This is a genomic window from Bryobacter aggregatus MPL3, assembly GCF_000702445.1.
GTDB lineage: Bacteria > Acidobacteriota > Terriglobia > Bryobacterales > Bryobacteraceae > Bryobacter > Bryobacter aggregatus.
The window spans coordinates 1,114,257-1,134,667 of record NZ_JNIF01000004.1 but is presented as its reverse complement, the minus strand read 5'-3'; the positions used below and the strand labels follow the sequence as shown (position 1 = coordinate 1,134,667).

Here is a 20,411-nt window from a genome sequence, read left to right as displayed (position 1 = left end):
ATCGGCAGTTCCCGCAAATCCAATTAGCTAGGAACGGGGTGGGGTTGTGATGACGATTGCTCTCGAAATCTCGTCTTCGGCGACCCCGCGGTAGGAGTGGGGGGCCGTTGGGTCAAAGTAAACGCTATCGCCTGCGTGGAGGATATGGTCTTCCTCCTGATACCGGATCTGGACCGAGCCCGCAAGAACATGGATGAACTCAGAGCCCTCATGGACGTGCTCGGTCACGGTTTCTGTCTTCCGGGACGGAAACTCGGCCAGGTAAGCTTGCAAACTCTTCTCCGACGCAGAAAAGGCCAGACATTCGAAAAAGTAGCCTGGCGTGGGAGAATCCGAGCGTTCTGGAAACAACATCCGCTCTTTTGCTCTCACGATACTGAACAAGCACTTCCGCTTCTTTTCCGTGAAAAAGTACTCAAGGCCCACATCAAAAACCATCGCAATGCGTGCCAAAGTCGGCAGAGTCGGAACCAGCTTGCCATTCTCCAACTGAGAGATCATCGATGCCGACAATCCCGTATGCTTCCCAAGGTCGACGAGTGCGATCTTCTTTTTTAGCCGCAGTTGCCGCAGTTTGTTCCCGAGATCATACGCAGAAAGGATTCGGCGAATGGTGCTCTCGGAATTTTCAGCCGCATTTAGGCTCGGTTCAATCACGCTGTCGAAACTGGCTAGATTTTTCATCAGACTAAAATCAACTTCACCCGCGCCTGCCTGGGAGCGAAACTCGCTGTTAAAGTCGTCCCTAGTGCTTACATTCAGACTTTTGAGGATTTTAACATGATTCAAAATCGTCGACAAGCTTTCATCGGAATCGAAGATGAGCACCTGGTGGATGTCGCGAAATTCGGGGATCATCTTGCCTTTGCCGAGTTAGTCGAAAGGCATTATCACTCTTGCTTAAAGCTTTCTTTCTCGATTCTGCGGGATCGCTCCGATGCGGAGGACGAAGTCCAGAACGGTTGCTGGAAGGCCTTCGAGCATCTCGATCAGTTCAATCGCGAGGCGAAGTTCTCCACCTGGCTGGCGCGTATTGTCGTTAATCAATGCTTGATGCGGCTCCGGCAGGCGAAACGGGCACGGCTCTTTTATATCGACGACCTCCTCATTGGCGATGAGGTGGTCAGTCTTCAGTTGCGGGATGAAGGACTCAATCCGGAACAAGCGGTTGGGAAATCAGAGGTTGCTGTCGTTGTGCGGAGTGAGATTAACCGGATTCCACCTCTTCTTCGCGATGTTTTCGTCCTGCGCGACGTGAACCAGCTTCCGATGCAAGATGTCGCCAATCTCCTCAGCATCAGTGTGGCCGCCGCCAAAAGCCGTCTCCTGCGTGCGCGCCAGGAATTGCGGATTCGGCTTTCCCGGCACCAGTCCCGGCTCGGGGCGGCATCGCTGCTGACGGCTCAGGGTTGAAAAATCGACTTCTTCGGTGCGGGCGCAGGAGCCTTCAGATCATCCAGCACCAGACGCAGAGCGCTCTCAAGAAGAGCGGCGCGCGGGTAGGAGTTCTTATCGAGGAAGGTCTTTAGGATCCCCCCTTGCATATTCTCGAGTGGCAAGGCCAGCGCAAAATGATCGCTTCGCGCCGCGCCGAGATAGGTCGATCCAGGAATGATGGCGTCCACCTCACTCAACTGCGCATCATTCCGTGAGGAGAAGCTATTGAGCAGCGTCCAACTCTGGACCATGGCTTTTGAGACCTTATCCTTGTCGGCTACGGCTGGCATGGAGTAAGTGGGGACAAAGGGTGCGGGATATTCCGCGAGGAAGTGCCGCCTTTTTTCTACGGACAGGCTCTTGAAGCCATCGCTCAAATCTCCCTGGCAACCGCCCTTGCCGTTCAGTTTTCCCAGTAAATCGCTCAATTTTGCGGGCAGCGCATCGGCAACAGGAGATCCGCCGCTGGCGCCGGCAAAACTGATGAAAGAAGCGACCATTGGCCGAATCTCCGGTTCGGTCGCCAGCGCAGTCTGGATGTCCGGGGTACCCTTGGAATAGCCCACCAGGATGAACTTTCGTTGGTCCTTGGCCCACTCCTCGCGCAGATACTTGGCGATGGTCTTTGCATTGTCCTCGCTGGAATTGTTGGGGATATTGAGCAGTGCCGCCTCAACCCCTTGCTTCTCTTTCAGGTAGTTGCGGGCCTGCTCAAACGCCGGGGCATCGGAGGCGCAACTGGAGAAGATCCCGGGCACGACAACCACCCGATAGGCCTGGGACATCGGAGGTAAGTTCAATTTCTGATCCGGCTGGGTCTCGATGTAATCGCTGCAATTCCCCCATTGGCCCCCATCGGGATTCGTTGCCAACACGCTGCAGAAGTAGTTGGCAAATCGGGTGGCCGACGCATTGGTTGTCTGTTCGAGATAGGTGATCTGAGTTTGGCCATCGGAATGAAAACTGCCGCCGGTTGCCGTCTTGGCCTCTTTCACCGGGTTCACATGCGTCATGTAAACCTGCTTGATCACCATGCCGCTCTCCATCAGCGTTTGTCCGATGAAGTCACGCTCTTTGTCGGTCTCGGGATCGATCTTGTGGGTGATCCCGTTGTTGCGCTGGTCCCGTTCAAAGCCGATATCGTGGGTCCCGGCGCCTACCCAGACATCTGTCCCATTCGCCTGAAAGGGAGCCTTCCAGATGCGGAAGTGGTGGCGCTGCGCGACCACCACAAACGGAACGGCATGGGCAAAGCCATAGTCCTGCGTGCGGCCAAACATCATCAGCTCGCTCATCGGCATGGTGATATAGGCCTGCTTCGACATGCTGAGCAGAATCGCGTTGATCACGGAATCGCGAACGCTCTTATCCACTTGCACCCAACCCGCAGTTTTGAGTGCGCTTAAGACACTCGCTTCGGAACCAATAATGAAGAAATTGACGCGGTCGCCTTCATTGCCTTCAGCGTCCACCACGCGCAAGGGTGTCGAGTCCAACTGGGCCTGGGTCATCTCAATCACCGGCGCCGCTGTTTTTTCGACCACCGCTGCTTTGGTGACGGTCACCTTCACCGTGTAAGTTCCAGTGCCTTTCTCATTGGCGCCGAGGTTGGCGTTGAAAAACAGCTTGCCTTCAAAGGGCGAGTTGCCGTCCTTCGAGGCGCCGACAAAGAAGGCTTGTGAGGTTTCGCGATCGCCAATCCGGGCAATCAGTGCACCGCGGCCGGAGGAGTTCAATGGCAGAATGCGCAGCAGATCCCGAAACCCACGCGCCAAGCCCGCGGGCGTGCTGGTTTCAGACGCGCCATTCTGGCCCTTCAGTGTCAATTCTCCGCTCGCTTCAATCACAAAGCGATCGCCGCGCCCTAATGTAACTCCAGAGTCCACCCATCGTTGCTCTGCTGAAACCGTTACGGTTTGTGCCGGGCACAGCACTGCCATCAAAATCAGGACCAAGAGGAACCGCATACCTCTAAGTTTATAGATAGAAAAGGCTAAAGCGTGGTAGGGCCGTCTCTTCGAGCAGACGTTGATCCAGAAACTTACGTTCAATTAACATCAGCTCCGGTGCGCTCATCTTGCCGCGATACGGCTTCAACTGTCCTTCGAGTTGCTGGCGCGCCTCAAGCATCTTCTCTTCGCTCTGCCGGCTACGGGCAATGGCGACCATTTTCTCTTCGAGCGAAGCCAGGCGCTGCTCCAACTCTTCCAACTTGTCGAGCCAGTGCAAGACATCGGCAGCCAAGATGCGCAAGCTCTCGGCTACGTCTTCAAAGCCAACCGGCAACTTTGCTGCTGCTCCCGTCAGATGCTGCCGCAACTCCTCGTCGCCAAAGGGAGCTTCGGTTGCCACCGCATCGCGCGGCGTCGCCGCACGCTTCGCCTCTTCCATGACGGCTTGGGAGCAATAGGCGATGGAATTCACCATCTGGCCTTTGCTCTTCTTGGCCCGCCACTTCTCGAAGGCCCGATCGATTCCACGCAGCACGGCCTCGAGCGGAATCCCTGCATCTTTCCAGCTCTCAATGAGCGCCCAATCCAGAGGGGATAGGAGAAAGAAGCCGGTTCCGCGAGCCACCTGGAAGCGCTCCTCGATCTCGGTGAAGTAATTGAAGTAATTAAACGGCTCTTCTGGCATTCCGCTCCCAAATCACTCGTACGCCATGGAGCGTCAAGTCCTCATCAACAATTCGCAGATACTTGGACCCGCCCACCATCAGTTTGGCCTGCCCGCCGGTTGCGACAATCTTTGTCTCCGGCCCCAGCTCCGCCGTCAGCCGATCGAGAATCCCATCAATCGCGCTGATGGTCGAATAGTACAAACCGCTCTGGATGCAATCGACGGTATTCTTGCCAATCAACTGCTTGGGTTCGCGAAAATCCACCAACGGCAGGCGCGCTGCCTTCTCAAACAAGCCGCTGATTGCAATCCCGATTCCTGGGCAAATGATCCCGCCCGTGAAATTCCCTGCGGCGTTCACCACATCGAAGGTGATGGCGGTTCCGAGGTCAACCACCACGCAGGGGCCCCCATATTTCTGATAGGCTGCTGCCGCGTTGGCAAGCCGGTCCGCTCCCGCCTCGCGAGGATTGTCGATCAACACTTGCATACCCAGTTCCGCATCTATGCTGACGAATAATGCTTCGCAGCGGAAGTAGCGGCGGGCAACGTCGGCAAGCTGGTGATCGAGCGGCGGGACGACGCTCGCAATGGCAACTCCCGTGATGATGCGCGCATCCAACTCGCCGACGCGAAACAGGCTCCGCAGATTGATCCCCCACTCGTCGGCCGTCTGCTCCCGAATGGTCCGGAGCCGCCAACTGGCGATGATATTCGGTCCATCAAAGACCCCCACCGTCACATTCGTATTGCCCGCATCAATTGCTAAAAGCATGCTCAGTCCACGGGACGAACACTGCCGGCCAGCACTGTTTCTCGCATCCCGTTCTCCTTCCGGATTCGCAGAAATCCAAATTCATCCAAGCCGTCCGTCACACCATAGATCATGTGACCATCGGAGTCCACGCTCACGCGCCGTCCGCTGACATAGCTCGACGCCTGCGTGAACAAGCGGAGAATCTCATCCCGTCGCAAAGCCACAAAGCTCTGGACCGGACCACGCAATCCCTCCAGCACTTCCGCCGCGACAAAGCTCCGGCCTGTTGCCATCCGCAGTGAAGTGGCTGGTGTCCGCAAGCCTTCCGGAAATTCCGTTTGATTGAGATTCACGCCAATCCCAGCCAGTACGGCTCCATGCTCCAGGCGTGCCAGAATCCCGCAAAGTTTCTTGCTCTGCCAGAGCACATCGTTAGGCCAGCGAATATCCAGGCTCAAGCCACTCAGGTTCGTCAGTGTTTCGACAACCGCCAAGCCCAAGGCCAGCGTCAGGCAGGGCAGGTCCGCGGCCTGTACCGACACGCGGAGGATGAAGGTGGCATACAGTCCAACACCCTTCTCGCTGACCCAATCGCGCCCCTGCCGGCCCTGTCCCGCCACTTGTTCGCGTGCGGCAACCACGGTTCCCGAGGGCGCGCCCAATTGCGCGAGCCGAGCCGCTTCCGTCATTGTCGACGGCAGAGACTCATACCAGTGCACCTCACTCATAACAGTTCGAGGCGGAAGTTGAGGTCCTTGGAGATGGCTGAATGCGTGATCGCGCCACTCGACACAAAGTCTGCGCCCGATTCCGCATAAGCGCGCACGGTCTCGAGCGTTACGCCGCCCGAGATCTCACAACTCGCCCGGCCCGCAACGTAGTCCACCCATTCGCGTGCCTCGGCCGGCGTCAGATTATCGAGCAGCAACTTCGGAGCGCCTCCGGCCAGAGCATCGTCCAACTCGGCCCGGGTACGCACTTCGATTTCCACCGGCAAACCGCTGGGCAGGGAAGCGGCGAGAGCCTGCCTCACCCCGCCTGCCGCGGCGATGTGATTGTTCTTGATCAGAATCGCGTCAAACAGACCCATCCGATGGTTGGTTACCCCACCTGCGGCCGAGGCCAACTTCTCCAGGCGGCGCAGGCCCGGCGTCGTCTTGCGCGTATCGAGTACCTTGCAGGAAGTATGGGCCACCTCGGCGGCAAACTTCGATGCCAGGGTCGCAATGCCGCTCAAGCGCTGCATGAAGTTCAGCGCTGTACGTTCACACTCGAGCAAGGTGGCAGCAAGCCCTTCCACCTCCGCAATGCAATCGCCATCGGTACAGCGGGTACCTGATTTGACCTTCAGCTCAAGACGGCTCACACCGCCACGGCACTCATAGATCAGCGGCAACAGCTCAATGCCGGCCAGCACCATCTCGTCGCGCGCATAGAACTTGCCACGCGCCAGACGCTCGCGTCCCACGGTCAGTTCCGTCGTGATATCGCCCGAGCCGATATCTTCGGCTAGCGCCCGCTCGACGACGTCGTAGATCTCCGGATGCAGCCAATCAGAGGGCATCGAGCGCCTCGCGATTCTTCTGCAGCTGCACCTCATAGTCGGCGAGCTTTACCTTCATGCCATCGACGATATGAGCCGGGGCTTTGCCGATGAACTTCTCATCGCCCAACTGCCGCTTCGTGTTGGCGATCACCTTCTCGAGGCCTTCGATTTCTTTCTCGAGACGCTTGCGCTGCGCCTCTTCCTGGCCCGCCGGGGCCTGCAACGCAACGGTGTAGCCGTTCGGTCCATCCACCAGCGACAGCTTCACGCCGCCCAGCTTGCGCATCCATTCGAGATTCGCAGCCAGCGTGTCGAAATCTTCGCCACTGCCGGTGAGGGTGCCTTCGAGTTCCGCCTTCGGGTCGAGCTTCTTCTCGGCCTTCTCATTGCGAACGCGGCGAATCTCGTTCTGCAAGAGAGCGATCTGCCGTTCTGCATCGGCATCAGAAAGCGCCTCGTCATACTGCGGATAGGCAGCCAGCGAAATGCTCATCGGCATCGTGTCGTTGCGCAGGCGTTGCCACAGTTCCTCGGTGAGGAAGGGCATGGCCGGATGCAGCAGACGCAGAGCACGCTCATAGGTGGCCAGCAGATTCGCCCAGATGCTGGCCCGGTTCTCTTCATCGTTGAAGCGCAGCTTCACCAGTTCGATGTACCAATCGCAGAAATCATCCCAGAAGAAGTGCCACATCGTCTGCGCCGCCTCGTGGTAGCGATTCGCCGCGATGGCCTCATTGCAGGTCTTCGCCGCTGCATTCAGGCGCGACTGGATCCAGCGTTCTTCGAGGAAGAGCGGCTTGGCCTCAGTCGGTACATAAGGTTCGATGCCCACCCGCTCCATGTTGAGGAACAGGAAGCGGGTGGCATTCCAGATCTTGTTGGCAAAGCCACGCGAGCTGGGCAGCTTGTCTTCGGTCCAAAGGATGTCCGATCCGGGCGTGCAAGCGGTCAGCAGCGCCATGCGCACCGCGTCGGTACCGTACTTCGCGGTGATCTCGAGGGGATCGACCGTGTTGCCACGCGTCTTCGACATCTTCTTGCCCTTGGCGTCCCGCACAATGCCGTGAATGTGAACGGCTTGGAACGGCACATCGCCCATGAACTCGATGCCCAGCATCATCATGCGCGCACACCAGAAGAACAGAATCTCGTAGCCCATGATCATGAGCGTCGTTGGATAGTAGGTCTTCAGGTCGGCGGTCTGGTCCGGCCAGCCGAGGGTCGAGAAGGGCCAGAGTCCGGAACTGAACCAGGTATCGAGAACATCGGTTTCTTGCGTGAGGTCTGTACTCTTGCAATGCGCACACTCGGTTGGCGTCTCACGCGCCACCGTCGCTTCTTTACAGTTGCCGCAATGCCAGGCCGGAATCCGGTGGCCCCACCAAAGCTGACGGCTCACACACCAGTCGCGAATGTTGCGCATCCAGTGGAAGAACACCGTGCGGCTCTGCTCGGGCTCGATCGTCGTGCGGCCTTCCTCGACGGCGGCAATTGCCTTGTCTGCCAGCGGCTTCATGTGGACAAACCACTGCTTCGATACCAGCGGCTCCACAATCGTCTGGCAGCGCTCGCAACGGCCAATGCTCAAGTGATGCGGCTCGATCTTCACCAGCGCGCCGCTGGCTTCGAGGTCCTCAACGATTTTCTTGCGCGCCGCAAAGCGATCGAGACCCGCATAGGCGCCACCATTGGTCGTGATCTTCGCGTCCTCGCCAATCACCTGAATGCGAGCGAGCTTGTGCCGTTGACCGGCTTCAAAGTCGTTCGGATCATGCGCCGGGGTCAGCTTGACGACGCCGGTGCCAAACTTCGGATCGGCCACCTCATCGAAGACGATCGGAATTTCGCGGTTCATCAGCGGCAGCATCACCATCTTGCCGCGCAGGTGCTGGTAGCGTTCATCCTCGGGATTGACGGCGACAGCGGTGTCGCCGAGCATCGTTTCGGGACGCGTCGTCGCGACCGTCAGATACTCCTCGCTGCCCACCACCTGATAGCGAATGTGCCAGAGGCTGCCTTCGCTCTCCTCATGTTTCACTTCGAGGTCAGACAGCGCGGTGCCACAGCTCGGGCACCAGTTCACCATCCGCTCGCCGCGATAGACCAGCCCGCGCTCATGGAGCCCACAGAAGACCTCGCGCACGGCACGGGAGAGACCGGGATCGAGCGTAAAGCGTTCGCGGGTCCAGTCGCAACTGACGCCCACGGTCTTCATCTGACGTACGATGTTGCCGCCAGACTCTGCCTTCCACTGCCAGACCCGCTCTTCAAACTTCTCGCGGCCCAGGTCCTTCTTCGTCAGGCCCTCCTGCGCCATCTGGCGCTCCACCACCATCTGGGTGGCGATGCCTGCATGGTCGGTTCCCGGAAGCCAGAGCGTGTTCTTGCCGCTCATCCGGTTCCAGCGCACCACCATGTCGATCATGGTGTGCTCGAGCATGTGCCCCATATGCAGATTGCCGGTGACATTCGGCGGAGGAATGCACAACGAAAAGACAGGCTTCTCGCTCGTATTGTCAGCCGCGTAAAGACGCGACTCCACCCACCACTCAGCCCAGCGTGACTCAAAGCGCTGGGGCTCGTAGACCTTTTCAAATTCCATGGAAGCTCTCAGTTTAACAAGCGGGCACGCAATAACCCGGCCAGATCTTCAGCCTTTGCGACGTGAATGGCTTCAAACCCTGCGGCGCGCGCACTGGTCAGCCCGGCGTTGCTATCTTCAAACACCAATGGATTGCTGACACCCATCCGTCGCGCCGCTTCGAGATAGGGTTCCGGATGGGGCTTCAGATTCGCCACCTGGTCTCCAAATACCATCGTTTCAAAGTGCTTGTCCAGGTGCAGGGTCTGCAATACCGGCTCCACCTCAAGACGAAAGCTGGAAGTCACCAGTCCGATGCGCCAGCCTTGCAGTTCTCGAAACAAGTCCCGCGTTGTGGCAGGCATATGCGGGTTGGCGAGCATCTTGTCGCGCAGCATCTCCTTCTTGACGGGATACTGCGCGTACAGGGCGTCGAACTCAACCCCCACTTCTGCGGATAGATTCTGAATCATCTTCCGGTCGGAGACGCCGATACAGTTCCGGCAGTACTCCTCCCAGCTCAACGAGACGCCAAATGGCTTCAGTACTGCTTGCCAGCACTCATAATGGATGGGTTCACTGTCGACGAGGGTTCCGTCGAAATCGAACAAAATAGCATCAAACTTCACTATTCCGAACGTAGCACTGTCATCGGATCGGCCTTAGTTGCACCGAGCGATGGAATCAATGCCGCCAGCAAAGCGACCGCTCCCAGCACGAGTGTCGCCACCGCTGCGCTCCAGGGATCTCTCGCCTCCACTCCAAACAGGAAGCCGCGAATCAAGTTGCCCAATCCCCACACGAGCACCGCGCCGACGGCGAACCCGATCCCCAGAATCAGACCTGCTTCTTTCCACACCAGCGCCACAATGTCCGTGTTCCGAGCTCCCAGCGCTACCCGCAATCCAAACTCCGGCAATCGTTGCGACACCAGGAAAGCGAGCACGCCATAGAGTCCAGCGGCGGCCAATACCAGCGCCAAGCCCGCCATGATCGTCAAGAGCAGGCTGCGCATCCGTGGAGCGGCCACGCTCTCGGCAATCATCGATTCCAGAGTCAACGACTCCACGGCGATGTCCGGATTGTGGCGCGCCGCTACCTGCCGTGCCAGCTCCGCGAGCGGAGCCGCGTCGCCCTTGGCCCGAATCGCCACCTGCAGTTCATTCGAATGATAAGGGTGCTGTTGCATCGGCATGTAGAGTTCCGCTCGCTGCTCGGCAGCCAGTCCGTTATGCCGCACATCGCCTACCACGCCAACAATCGTCATTGGCTTCGGGCTATCGAAGCCGCAAATGATCTGCCGGCCGATCGGATCCATGCCCGGGAAGCTTTGCTTGGCCAGGCTCTCGTTGATGATCGCGACGAACTGCCCTTCGAATCGATCGTTGTCCGTAAAGTCGCGGCCCTGGCGCAGCGGAATTCGCATCGTCTCAAAGAAGCCAGGTGCTGTGACGCGAAAGCCCGCTTGTGGAGCCTGATTCAGATCCTTCGGCGTCGGCTGTCCCGCAATCGAATAGAAGCCATCTGATCCGTACTTGCCCGTTGGCATGCCCATGATCGCGCTGGCCGAGGCAACCTGGGGAGATTCGCGCAACTCACGCAGCACCTCACGGAAGGTCTGGGTTGCAGCGAGATAGCCTTCCAGCTTCTCGGCCGGAACATGCATGTAGTTGACGAGAACATTCTTTGTGTCCATCCCCATATCGACGGTCATCAGCCGCGACATGCTGCGCACCAGGAGGAGCGCGCCGCACAACATCACCAGCGAAATCGCCACTTGTCCCGCTGCCAGTCCTCTACGGAACCAGCCACTGCCACCGCCCACCATCCCGCGCTGTCCGCCGGATTTCAATCCGAGAGAGAGGTCCACGCGCGAAACCTTCCAGGCCGGATAGAGCCCAAAGAGCAGGCTCGACAGCGTCGCTGTCAATGCGGCGAAAGCCACGACGCGCCAGTCGATCTGCGCGGCAAAGCGCGACGCAATGCCCTGGATCATCCACACCGCCAGCAGAATCCCCACCGCGCCGCTGCTCAGTCCGATGGCAAGGCTTTCGAGCACCACCTGTCCGATAATCCTCGAACTTGTGGCGCCCACTGAGGCGCGCACGGCAAACTCCCGCTGCCGCGCCTGCACCTTGGCCAGCGTCAAGCTGGAGACATTCGCGCACGCAATCAGCAGAATCAGCACAGCGGCGCCAAATAGCAGCGCGAGCGTGTCCTTGTAAGGCGCCGCAATCTCGTCCTGGATCCGCAGCATCCCAATGCCACGGTCTTTGTGTGAGCCAGGATACTGGGCGGCAATCCGGGCGGCAATTGTATCGAGTTCCGCTTGTGCGCTCTCGGGATTCACTTCGGTCTTCAGACGGCCCACGGCGCGAAAGTTGTTTGCCGTCCGGTTCTGGGTGGCCGGGTCGCTGTCGGTTAAGATCCACACGGCCGCCTTGGCCGGAAACGCAAACTCATCCGGCATTACGCCCGCAATCGTGTACAGCTTCTGATCGATCTTCAGCGTTTGTCCGAGCGCCGCAGGAGAGCTTCCAAAATGCTGCTTCCAGAACCCGGAACCGATCACGGCCGAATGGGCATCAGGAAGAGTTCCGAGCTTCGGCTGCACCTCAAAGACCTGGAAGAAATCCGGAGTCACATAGTACAGTTCCTGAAAGATCCCGCGTCCATTCACCGTAACACCCATCTCTCCGCCATTGAAGGCCGCCATGGCGGCAAAGGACTGTGCCTGGGCTTTCCAATCCATAAAGTCCGGCCCTGACACATTGCGCCGCAGCCCGCGCTGCGGCACCTTGTACATCACTCGAACGATCTTGTCGCTATGCGGGTAGGGAAGCGGTCTCAGAATGAGGGCATTGACGACGCTAAAGATCGCAACAGCGCTCCCGATTCCGAGTGCGAGGATCAAAATACTGAAGACAGTGAAGCTGGGGGAACGCCGCAATTGGCGGAGCGTGGTTGAAACCATGCCTACAATAACGTAAAAGAGTTGACGATGTTATCAAAATTTTTTTGCAGGTTGTTCATGTCCCGTTCCGGAGCAATGAACACCAGGTAGACCAACCCGCCGCGATGTTCCATCGTCACCACTGTATCGATCTCATTGCCCCCATCGAGTGGTGACTTGGACATCAGCCTCGTGACATAGACCTTCCGGCCATTGATCGAGTTCTGATTGATCTGCGGTGCATTGCGGCTCATCGATGCATTCTGCTGCTGGATTTGGGCAATCAGCTTCTGCGTGTCTTGTTTGAAATCGAACTTTCCATCATCGTCCTGATACTGCGAGATGATCACGCCTAACCCGATTTGTGTGGAGTTGCCTTCCTGCTTGATTCCCTCGCGTGGCGCAAGCGTCACCGAAGGGCTATTCGGCTCCCCGAGGCCCACCCAGTCGCCCGGATAATTCACCCGGAATCGATCGCCGGTCCAGGTGCGCGTGCCATCGGAGTTCTGTGCAGGCTGATTGGGCACCTGTCCGCCGCCGGCCGTTGCTGTCTTCTTCTTCGGAGCCGGCAACTGCTTGGCCAGCATCTTCATCCTTTCAAACTGCCCGGTGTCGGCTGTGTAATCCTTGCGTGGCAGTAAGGTGATCTCCTCGCTCACGGCCTTGACGCGATTGCCAGGGTTCGGATGATCGGAGAAGAACTGCGAACCACCTTTGCCATACTTCTGTTCCAGAATTTCGAAGAAGCGTGCCATCTCGATCGGGTTGTATCCGGCCTGCGACATCATGCGGGCGCCCAACAGATCGGACTGGCTTTCTGCCGTTCGCGAAAACTTCATGATCAGACTATTGGCGCCCAATCCAACACCCAACTGCGCCAGCGTTCCAATCATGCCACCTTTCATCTGTCCATACACTCCTGCGATCATGGCCGGAATCTGGAGTGCATTGCTCTTGGTGACTTGATTGGTCGAATGCCGCAGCGCGATATGAGAAACTTCGTGCGCGATCACCCCAACCACCTGGCTTTCATTCTCTGCATTCAACAGAATGCCGGAATGCACATAGATCGGTCCTCCTGGCAAGGCGAAGGCATTGATACTCGGCTCATTGACCACTTTGAAGGTGTAAGGAAAACCACCCGCCTGGGGCTGTGCTGCGATCACTTTCCCGAGCCGCGCCACATAGTCATTGAGCGGGCCGTTTGGCAGGACATCCAACTGTTGTTCAATTTGCTGGGAGTACTCTTTTCCCATCTGGACATCCTGATCTTTCGAGAAAAGATTCCAGCCAGGTTTGATGTCTTTCAGCTTGCTGCTTTGCGCAACAAGCAGGGTCGAACAAAGCAAAACGGAGAGTAGGCTACGAGTGGGCATAGGCTTGGAAGATATAATAATCCCATGAAGCCCACCGAAAAAATATGGCACAACGGACAGCTGATCAACTGGCAAGACGCGACGATTCACGTCCTTAGCCACGTCGTCAGTTATGGGAGTGCCGTGTTCGAGGGCGTTCGTTGCTATGAGACAAAGAATGGCCCTGCCGTGTTTCGTTTGAACGAACACGTCCGCCGTCTCTTCGACTCAGCCAAAGTCTACCGGATGGACATGAGCAAGTTCACCCAGGAGCAGGTTGCGAGCGCCATGGTCGAACTCGTTCAAGTGAACAAGATGAAGAGCTGCTACTTTCGCCCGATCGTACTTCGCGGCTATGGTGTCATCGGCGTGAATGGCACCGGAAACCCCACCGAATGCTACATCGCCTGCTGGGAGTGGGGCAAGTATCTCGGTCCGGAAGCCATGGAACAGGGCGTCGACGTCTGCGTCTCCAGTTGGAACCGCATGGCCCCCAACACTCTGCCTGCTCTTGCCAAGAGCGCTGGCAACTATAACAACTCACAACTGATCAACATGGAAGCCAAAGAGAACGGCTACTCCGAAGGCATCGCTCTCGACGTCAATGGTTTGATCAGCGAAGGCTCCGGTGAGAACATCTTTGCTGTGCGCGACGGCATTGTTTATACGCCTTCCCTCGCCACCAGCGTTCTGCCCGGCATCACCCGCGACAGCGTCGTCAAGATCGCCAAGAGCCTTGGCTACCAGGTCATCGAGACTGGCATTCCGCGCGAGTTCCTCTACGTTGCCGACGAAGTCTTCTTTACAGGCACGGCAGCAGAAGTTACGCCGATCCGCAGCATCGATCGCATCACCATCGGCGCAGGCCGCCGCGGTCCGATCACGGAAAAGATCCAGTCCAAGTTCTTTGGAATTGTGAATGGAAGCTTGCCGGATGAATTCGGTTGGCTCACACCGGTGCCGCAACCGATCGCCGTTTAGGAAGGGGGTTTAGATCGGCTCGCTGCTCTCTTCCACTTGTTGGCCACCTCCCCCGAGATTCTCCAACAACCGTCAGCGAGCAGCGACGATCTGGATCTAGTTTTACAGCCGCGTAGCTCCTCTGGCAAGGACAAACTACGCGGCTCCCATGTTTTTGCACCGGTTTTTTCTCCATAGTTTTCTTCAACTTAGCAGCCACATGCTGTCAGTAAGGTGTGTATAAAACGGAATGTCTACAAAATGTTTTGGGTTCGACTACCGAACGGGCGACGCCGTTCGCGTCGACTTCGCTGCTGCCATTGAGTCTGTCAGCGAACTTTTTCCTGTTCCCGAAGGAATCGACACCTGGATTGCTCCGGCCTTCATCGATCTCCAGGTGAACGGCTTTGCGGGCGTTGACTACTGTTCTCCGCATTCCTCGCTCGAAGAAATCGCCCGTTCCATCCGGGAGCAGTTTGCTACTGGGGTGGCGCGTCTCTATCCCACGGTCATCACCGGGAGCGAGGCGGATATGCAAGGCGCACTCCGCAATTTGGCCCGTGCCAAGCGCGAGCTGCCTGAGGGCGAAGCTTTCGAAGCGATCCATGCCGAAGGCCCCTTCATCTCTGCCGAAGATGGCCCTCGCGGTGCCCACCCCCGGCTCCAAGCCCGTGCGCCTCACATCGAAGAATGGCGCCGGATGCAGGACGCTGCTGAAGGCCACATCCGTCTGCTCACGCTTTCGCCCGAATACGAGGGTTCCGCCAAGTTCATTGAAGAGGTGGTCAGTAGTGGAGTTGTCGTGAGCATCGGCCATACGAAGGCCACCCGCGAGCAGATTCTCGATGCCGTTTCTGCCGGAGCCACGATGTCGACACACCTCGGCAACGGCGCCCACGCCGTACTCCCGCGGCACCCGAATTACATCTGGGAGCAGCTTGCCGAAGACCGTCTCACCGCGAGCTTTATCGTCGATGGCATTCATCTGCCGCCCAGCTTTCTCAAGGTCGCCCTGCGGGCCAAGGGCATCGAACGCAGCGTGATTGTCACGGACGCTGTGATGCCCGCAGGCTGCGCTCCGGGCGACTATCGGCTCGGCGAAGTGGAAGTCACTTTGCATCCAGGAGATAAGGTCACCTTACGCGACGGCAATCGGCTAGCCGGCTCGGCCCTGAAGATGCACGTCGGCGTTTCTAACCTGATGCGTCTCGGTGGCCTGACGCTGCGCGAAGCGGTCACCATGGCAACGACCAACGCTGCCCGTGCAGGACGTGTGGGCAGCCGCATCCGCGGACTCAACCCGGGAGATCGCGGCGACCTCATCGAGTTCCGCCTCAACCACACGACCAAAGAGATTACGATTCTCCGCACCTGGCTCTCCGGCCGCCTGGTCTACGAAAATCCAAACTGATGGGAGTCTGGACGCTCAATCCGCTGGTTATCTTTGCGCGAGTCCGTGAGGGCAACGAGACTTGCGCCTGGGTTGGGCTGCTCCACTTTGCCGTGCTGGCTGTGGTTCTGGTGGCGATGCGCTTTGACCACCGCGAACTCCTGGGTGTCAACATCTGGCTCAAACCCGCAAAATTTCTGATCTCGAGTGGCCTCTACCTCTGGACCTTAGGTTGGCTACTGAACTATGTGGAAGCCTCAGCCTTCGCGCAATCCCTTCTCGGGGGCGGTGCGAGTATTCTGATCTTGCTTGAGAACGTCGCAATTGTGACCCAGGCCGCGCGCGGAGTCAGAAGTCATTTCAATGCGGCAACGGGTCTGGACGCGACGGTCTTCACCGTGATGGGAGTTCTCATCATCACCAACACGGTGCTGATCGCGATTCTGTTCTGGTGGTTTTGCGTAAAGCCGGCGCCGCTGTCAGCGGCGGCCTTATGGGGATGCAGGCTCGGGGCGTTGCTTGCGGTACTCGCCAGTATCGAGGGCGGCTATATGGTATTCCGCCAGGCGCATACACTGGGTGCGCCAGACGGCAGTGCGGGGATCCCAGTTCTGAACTGGAGCAAAGAAGCGGGCGATTTGCGCATCGCCCACTTCATTGGACTCCATGGCTTGCAGGTCTTGCCGCTGGCTGGTTTCTGGCTGGGCGAACTCGGCGCCACTGCGGGAATTTTCATTCTGGCCGCGCTGCATTACCTCGCCTTCTTTCTCACCTTCCTCCAGGCAGTGGCAAAGAAGCCGCTTTTCTTCTAGCGCTTCCGCCGCGCGATTTTGTTTCCAGACACCGGAACAGGTTGGGAGACGAAAACGATTCTCCGCAGTCAGGGCTACGCGGAGCACGAACACGAGAATGAGAACAAGAAAGCCTATTTCATTACAAAATAGGCTTTCTTGTTTTGCTTGATAAATATGCTGGAGCGAAACTTAGCGTTTGGACCTCAAGATTGCGAGCGCTGCCGGAGTCCCAGGCCGATTCCCACCAGTACAGTTGCGACAGTGGCAAACGGAGATGGTTCCGGAACCACGACAGCCTCGTTTGTTCCCGAGACTTGAAAGATGGCATCATTCAGTCCACCGCTCGAGAACGCCAGTTGGGCGTCGCTTGAAAAATAGGCATTCCCGCCGGAATAAGGATTTCCCAGCGAGCCGGCCACTACAATTAAGCTGTCCAGAAAGAGAAAGTACTGCTGATTGGACTGCAGTGTAAAGCCGGGACTGAACACCCATTCCGATCCGACGATCGTATTGGTCTGGGCGAGCGCAGACGCCCCGCTCAAATCTTGAGGTGTTCCGGTGTAGGCACTGGTGAAGATGTAGAGGGTTCCGGTTGGGGTTGCTGGGCCGCTGAGCGTCCCAAAGCTGACCGAAATGTTGGTCCAGGGGCCATCCGCAGGAGTTGTAAAGGATTGCCCCAGATACACTTCGGCATGGTTGGTACCTACCGTATTTTCAGCGATGACTGCACCGTGCGAGAGAGCTGCGCCCAGTGCAAAGAGAAGAAGCCAGTTCGGAAGTGATTTCCACATTGCTTGATCATGGTACCAGCACGCACCGATCCCTTGTTTAAACACCCTTTTCGAGGGGAAGGGCCAGCGGTTCTTCTACCAGGAAGTCCAAGGAAGACATTGCACTCAAGGCATTCCGGAGATTGGCCTCGCGAGCGTGCTCGACCGTAATGACAAAGGGCAGATTCGATTTGTCGTCCGACGGCAACTGCAGCACGGCATCGATCGAGATCCCGTTCTCGGCGAGAATCTTGCACAGCGCGGCAATGATGCCGGTGGTGTCGCGCACCCGGAAACGTAAATAGTATCCGGAGGTGAACTCGTCGCTCGAGGCGAGCGCTTCCTGCCGCAGTTGCAGGAAGCTGAACGGCGAGCAGCGCTGCACGGATTGGGTCTTGAGATCGCGAGCGGCCCGCATGATGTCGCTGACCACGGCGACGCCGGTGGGCAAGGGGCCCGCGCCGCGGCCGTAATAGAAGGTATCCTGGCCTGCCGCGCCGCGAACCCAGATCGCGTTATAGGCGCCAAGCACGCTCGCAAGAATCGTCGACTTCGGAATCAAAGTCGGCCGTACTGACAGTGCGAGACCCGCCGGAGTCTTGCGCGCGGCGCAGACCAGACGGATCGTATGGCCAAGCGTGTGGGCATACTCAAAATCAAAAGGCGTAATCCGCCGGATGCCTTCGCACAGAATATCGGTTGGAGACACCTTCTGTCCAAATGCGATCTGGGCGAGCAGCGCAAGCTTCGACCGGGCGTCATAGCCTTCCACATCCGCTGTCGGATCCGCCTCTGCATAGCCTAGCTTTTGCGCATCGGCGAGCACAGCTTCAAAGGCGCTGCCTTTGGCCTCAATCTCTGTCAGGATGTAATTCGAAGTCCCGTTCAGAATGCCGAAGAAGCCGACAATCGAATCGGCCGAGATTCCTTCGCGCAACACGGAGTGAATCGGGATTCCACCGGCAACCGACGCTTCCATGTGGATGGTGGCGCCGTGCGCAGTGGCGAGCGCCTGCAAATCGGAACCCTGCAGGGCCATCAATTCCTTGTTCGCCGTCACCACGGGCTTGCCCGCGCTCAGCGCCGCACGAATGATCTCCAGTGCGGTTGTCGTTCCCCCGATGAGCTCGCAAACAAGATCGACGTCATCGGCAAAGACCACTTCGCGCCAGTCCGCAGTGATGCGCGCGCCGGCGGGAATGTGAGACACCTTCTTGTTGAGAATGTTCTGGCTGGAAACAGCGGTGATTTGAAGCGGAAAACCAAGCTTCGATTGCAGTTCGGCGGCATTGCTCGAAAGGATTTCGAGGGTGCCTGCGCCTACATTGCCGGAGCCAATGATACCGATACGGACGGGTTGCATGAACCTCTAGGGTAACGCAGGCCTATTTGCTGGCGACAACGCTAATGGCCACGCGCCCGCGAGAAATCGAGAACGGTTGTACGGTCGTCCGGGTGGGCGCGCGCAGGAGAAAGAAACTGGCATAGGCGGCATTCATTTTTGAGAATTCCGAGATGTCTGTCAGGTAGACATTCGTTGCCACCACCTTCGCCAGAGAACTGCCATGGAGCTTCAAGCGCGCATCGAGGGCTCCCAGGACGGCTGCAGTTTGTTGTTCCACATCGGCGCCTCCTGCTGCCACTTCCACTCCACACTGCACAAACTGTTTGGACGCCTTACAGCCCGCCGCCTGCTCGAGAGAGGGCGCTTCCAGCTCGCCGCTCTGTTTGTTCTTGTGTGCGTAAGCGGTAATCTCGAGCGGTGTTTCCACCGGAAGCTTCGGAACGTAGAGCAGGGAATGCGGGGGCACCTTGCCTGAGAAGCTGTCCTTCAGCACCTGATCGACAATCGCTTCCTGCGATTTGTCGGTCAAATAGATCTGCAAGGAGAAGATGTTCGCAAGATCGAGATGCCCGAGCTTCAGGATGTTCCGAACATTGTTGATGCACTGGATCGCTTGGCTTCGCGTATCGGCGGGCCGCTTGCCCGCACTATCAAGAACGCCTTGCCCGGACACAAATACAAACTCACCCACTGCAATGCCGGGAGAGTAAGGCCCAACTGGCTTGGGACCTGTAGCCGGAAACAACGGTTTGATCTCCTGGGCAGAAATAGAAAAAGAGAGGACGGCAAGCAGGGCTAGGCGCATCCTCTCTACTCTATACGGAACGGTTGTTTATTTGTCGTCTTTATCGGAAGGCCGGCGCTTTAGGGTTGGACGCTCGTCCTCATCCGTCTTGGTCTTCTTCCCATTTTCGTCTTCGACCGTCGTGGTGCCGTCGCCAGGCTTGCGGCGCAGACGCGGCCGGTTCGGATCCTGCGGATCCAGCTTGCGACGGTTATGCATCGACTGCAGCCGTGCCTTCACATCCTGGAACTCGCTGGTGGTCACCACGTATTCCGGACGTTCCTTGAGCATCGATTGGATATTGGATTGAGCCGTGGTCACGCGGTCATCGGTGGGAGGATGCGACGAGAAGATTTTCGAGATCGTCCCCGGCTTCCGCTTCTCTTTGGCCTGCAGTTTTTCAAAGAAGTCGACAAAGGCGCCAGGGTCGTATCCGGCCTTATACATATACTGCAAACCCAGCATGTCCGCTTCACGCTCAAAGCTGCGGCTGAAGTAGAGGAAGCCTGCGGGGATCATGACCTGTGCTGCTTGCCGGATTCCGAAGCCAGCCCAACCGCCCATGAAGATCAGCGGAATGGTAGCCAGATTCGCGATCTGGCCACGGGTGGCCCCGCGGGTGCCATGCCGGGCTGCGATATGAGCAATCTCATGTCCCATCACGCCGGCAACTTCAGCTTCTGTGTCGGCTGCGAGGATCAGCCCGGTATTGACAAAGAAGAAACCGCCAGGAAGGGCGAAGGCATTGATCTCTTCGGAATCGACAACCTTAATCGTGAACGGAACCTTTGCATCCGAGTTCCGGACCAGATTCTGACCCAGGCGGCTCACATATTCAGAGATCACCGGATCGTCAACAATCTTGGCGGAACGCTCAATGTCCTGTGCGAGCCCTTTACCGAGAGCGATTTCTTTCTCGATCGAATACCAGTTCACACCCTTGCCGACATCACGCTCGCCGATATCGTCCGGGTTCTTTTTGCTGGTCTTCTTCTTCTCTTCTTTTTTCGGCTTCGAATCTTTGGTGGAGGACTCTTTGCTTGTGGTATCGTCCTGCCCAAAGGCGAGGCCGAGGATCAGAAAAAAGGACAAAATTTTCATTGTGGCGGAGTGCCTCCAA

Annotated in this window: 18 protein-coding genes; 4 read left to right on the top strand and 14 right to left on the bottom strand. The window is 57.8% G+C overall.

Going from position 1 to position 20,411, the window contains the following annotated elements:
- Positions 1–27: 27 nt before the first annotated feature.
- A complete protein-coding gene (locus M017_RS0124650; RefSeq protein ID WP_080508150.1) occupies positions 28–684 on the bottom strand; it encodes a helix-turn-helix domain-containing protein in 657 nt (218 codons plus the stop codon).
- Positions 685–780: 96 nt separating this feature from the next.
- Here M017_RS0124650 and M017_RS0124645 point away from each other — a divergent pair, with 96 nt between their 5' ends.
- Positions 781–1,413 (top strand): RNA polymerase sigma factor, encoded by a 633-nt coding sequence (locus tag M017_RS0124645; RefSeq protein ID WP_080508149.1) that lies wholly within the window; start codon positions 781–783, stop codon positions 1,411–1,413.
- Here M017_RS0124645 and M017_RS0124640 read toward each other — a convergent pair.
- From M017_RS0124640 to M017_RS0124600, 9 genes are read right to left on the bottom strand one after another with little or no spacing between them, the layout of a single operon-like run.
- Entirely contained in the window at positions 1,404–3,404 is a 2,001-nt protein-coding gene (locus M017_RS0124640; RefSeq protein ID WP_031500907.1) for an LssY C-terminal domain-containing protein, read from the bottom strand. The genes M017_RS0124645 and M017_RS0124640 overlap by 10 nt on opposite strands.
- 10 nt (positions 3,405–3,414) lie before the next feature.
- Positions 3,415–4,074, bottom strand: coding sequence for a hypothetical protein (locus M017_RS0124635; RefSeq protein ID WP_031500906.1), 660 nt, complete (start codon positions 4,072–4,074; stop codon positions 3,415–3,417).
- Complete coding sequence (locus tag M017_RS0124630; RefSeq protein ID WP_031500905.1) at positions 4,055–4,831, bottom strand: type III pantothenate kinase; 777 nt, start codon at positions 4,829–4,831, stop codon at positions 4,055–4,057. Before M017_RS0124630 ends, M017_RS0124635 begins: the two co-directional genes overlap by 20 nt.
- A 2-nt stretch (positions 4,832–4,833) precedes the next feature.
- Entirely contained in the window at positions 4,834–5,541 is a 708-nt protein-coding gene (locus tag M017_RS0124625) for a biotin--[acetyl-CoA-carboxylase] ligase (RefSeq protein ID WP_080508148.1), read from the bottom strand.
- Complete coding sequence (gene nadC, locus M017_RS0124620) at positions 5,538–6,377, bottom strand: carboxylating nicotinate-nucleotide diphosphorylase (protein ID WP_051670835.1); 840 nt, start codon at positions 6,375–6,377, stop codon at positions 5,538–5,540. The genes M017_RS0124625 and nadC overlap by 4 nt, the downstream gene beginning before the upstream one ends.
- Complete coding sequence (locus tag M017_RS0124615) at positions 6,367–8,961, bottom strand: valine--tRNA ligase (protein WP_031500902.1); 2,595 nt, start codon at positions 8,959–8,961, stop codon at positions 6,367–6,369. The genes nadC and M017_RS0124615 overlap by 11 nt, the downstream gene beginning before the upstream one ends.
- Before the next feature lie 8 nt (positions 8,962–8,969).
- On the bottom strand, positions 8,970–9,569 hold the full coding sequence (locus M017_RS0124610) for an HAD family hydrolase (RefSeq protein WP_031500901.1): 600 nt from the start codon (positions 9,567–9,569) through the stop codon (positions 8,970–8,972).
- Complete coding sequence (locus tag M017_RS0124605; protein ID WP_031500900.1) at positions 9,569–11,914, bottom strand: ABC transporter permease; 2,346 nt, start codon at positions 11,912–11,914, stop codon at positions 9,569–9,571. Before M017_RS0124605 ends, M017_RS0124610 begins: the two co-directional genes overlap by 1 nt.
- A 2-nt stretch (positions 11,915–11,916) precedes the next feature.
- Positions 11,917–13,269, bottom strand: a complete 1,353-nt coding sequence (locus M017_RS0124600; RefSeq protein ID WP_080508146.1) for a M48 family metalloprotease — start codon at positions 13,267–13,269, stop codon at positions 11,917–11,919.
- A 24-nt stretch (positions 13,270–13,293) separates the two neighbouring features.
- On the opposite strand from M017_RS0124600, the gene M017_RS0124595 reads away from it, so the two are divergent.
- From M017_RS0124595 to M017_RS27140, 3 genes are all read left to right on the top strand, one after another.
- Positions 13,294–14,229, top strand: a complete 936-nt coding sequence (locus tag M017_RS0124595) for a branched-chain amino acid transaminase (RefSeq protein ID WP_031500898.1) — start codon at positions 13,294–13,296, stop codon at positions 14,227–14,229.
- 229 nt (positions 14,230–14,458) lie between these two features.
- Positions 14,459–15,619, top strand: coding sequence for an N-acetylglucosamine-6-phosphate deacetylase (locus tag M017_RS0124590; RefSeq protein WP_031500897.1), 1,161 nt, complete (start codon positions 14,459–14,461; stop codon positions 15,617–15,619).
- Positions 15,619–16,410 (top strand): hypothetical protein, encoded by a 792-nt coding sequence (locus M017_RS27140; RefSeq protein WP_051670834.1) that lies wholly within the window; start codon positions 15,619–15,621, stop codon positions 16,408–16,410. Before M017_RS0124590 ends, M017_RS27140 begins: the two co-directional genes overlap by 1 nt.
- A 185-nt stretch (positions 16,411–16,595) precedes the next feature.
- Here M017_RS27140 and M017_RS0124575 read toward each other — a convergent pair whose 3' ends face one another.
- The 4 genes from M017_RS0124575 to M017_RS0124560 are packed head-to-tail and all read right to left on the bottom strand — an operon-like array spanning position 16,596 to position 20,392.
- The gene (locus M017_RS0124575; RefSeq protein WP_031500895.1) at positions 16,596–17,183 is read right to left on the bottom strand and encodes a hypothetical protein; all 588 of its coding nucleotides are present in this window, start codon (positions 17,181–17,183) and stop codon (positions 16,596–16,598) included.
- A gap of 37 nt (positions 17,184–17,220) precedes the next feature.
- Positions 17,221–18,525: a homoserine dehydrogenase gene (locus M017_RS0124570; RefSeq protein ID WP_031500894.1), complete on the bottom strand. Its 1,305-nt coding sequence runs from the start codon at positions 18,523–18,525 to the stop codon at positions 17,221–17,223.
- Between the two features lie 22 nt (positions 18,526–18,547).
- Entirely contained in the window at positions 18,548–19,312 is a 765-nt protein-coding gene (locus M017_RS28315; RefSeq protein WP_051670833.1) for a RidA family protein, read from the bottom strand.
- A gap of 27 nt (positions 19,313–19,339) precedes the next feature.
- A complete protein-coding gene (locus M017_RS0124560; RefSeq protein WP_080508145.1) occupies positions 19,340–20,392 on the bottom strand; it encodes a M48 family metallopeptidase in 1,053 nt (350 codons plus the stop codon).
- Between the last annotated feature and the right edge of the window lie 19 nt (positions 20,393–20,411).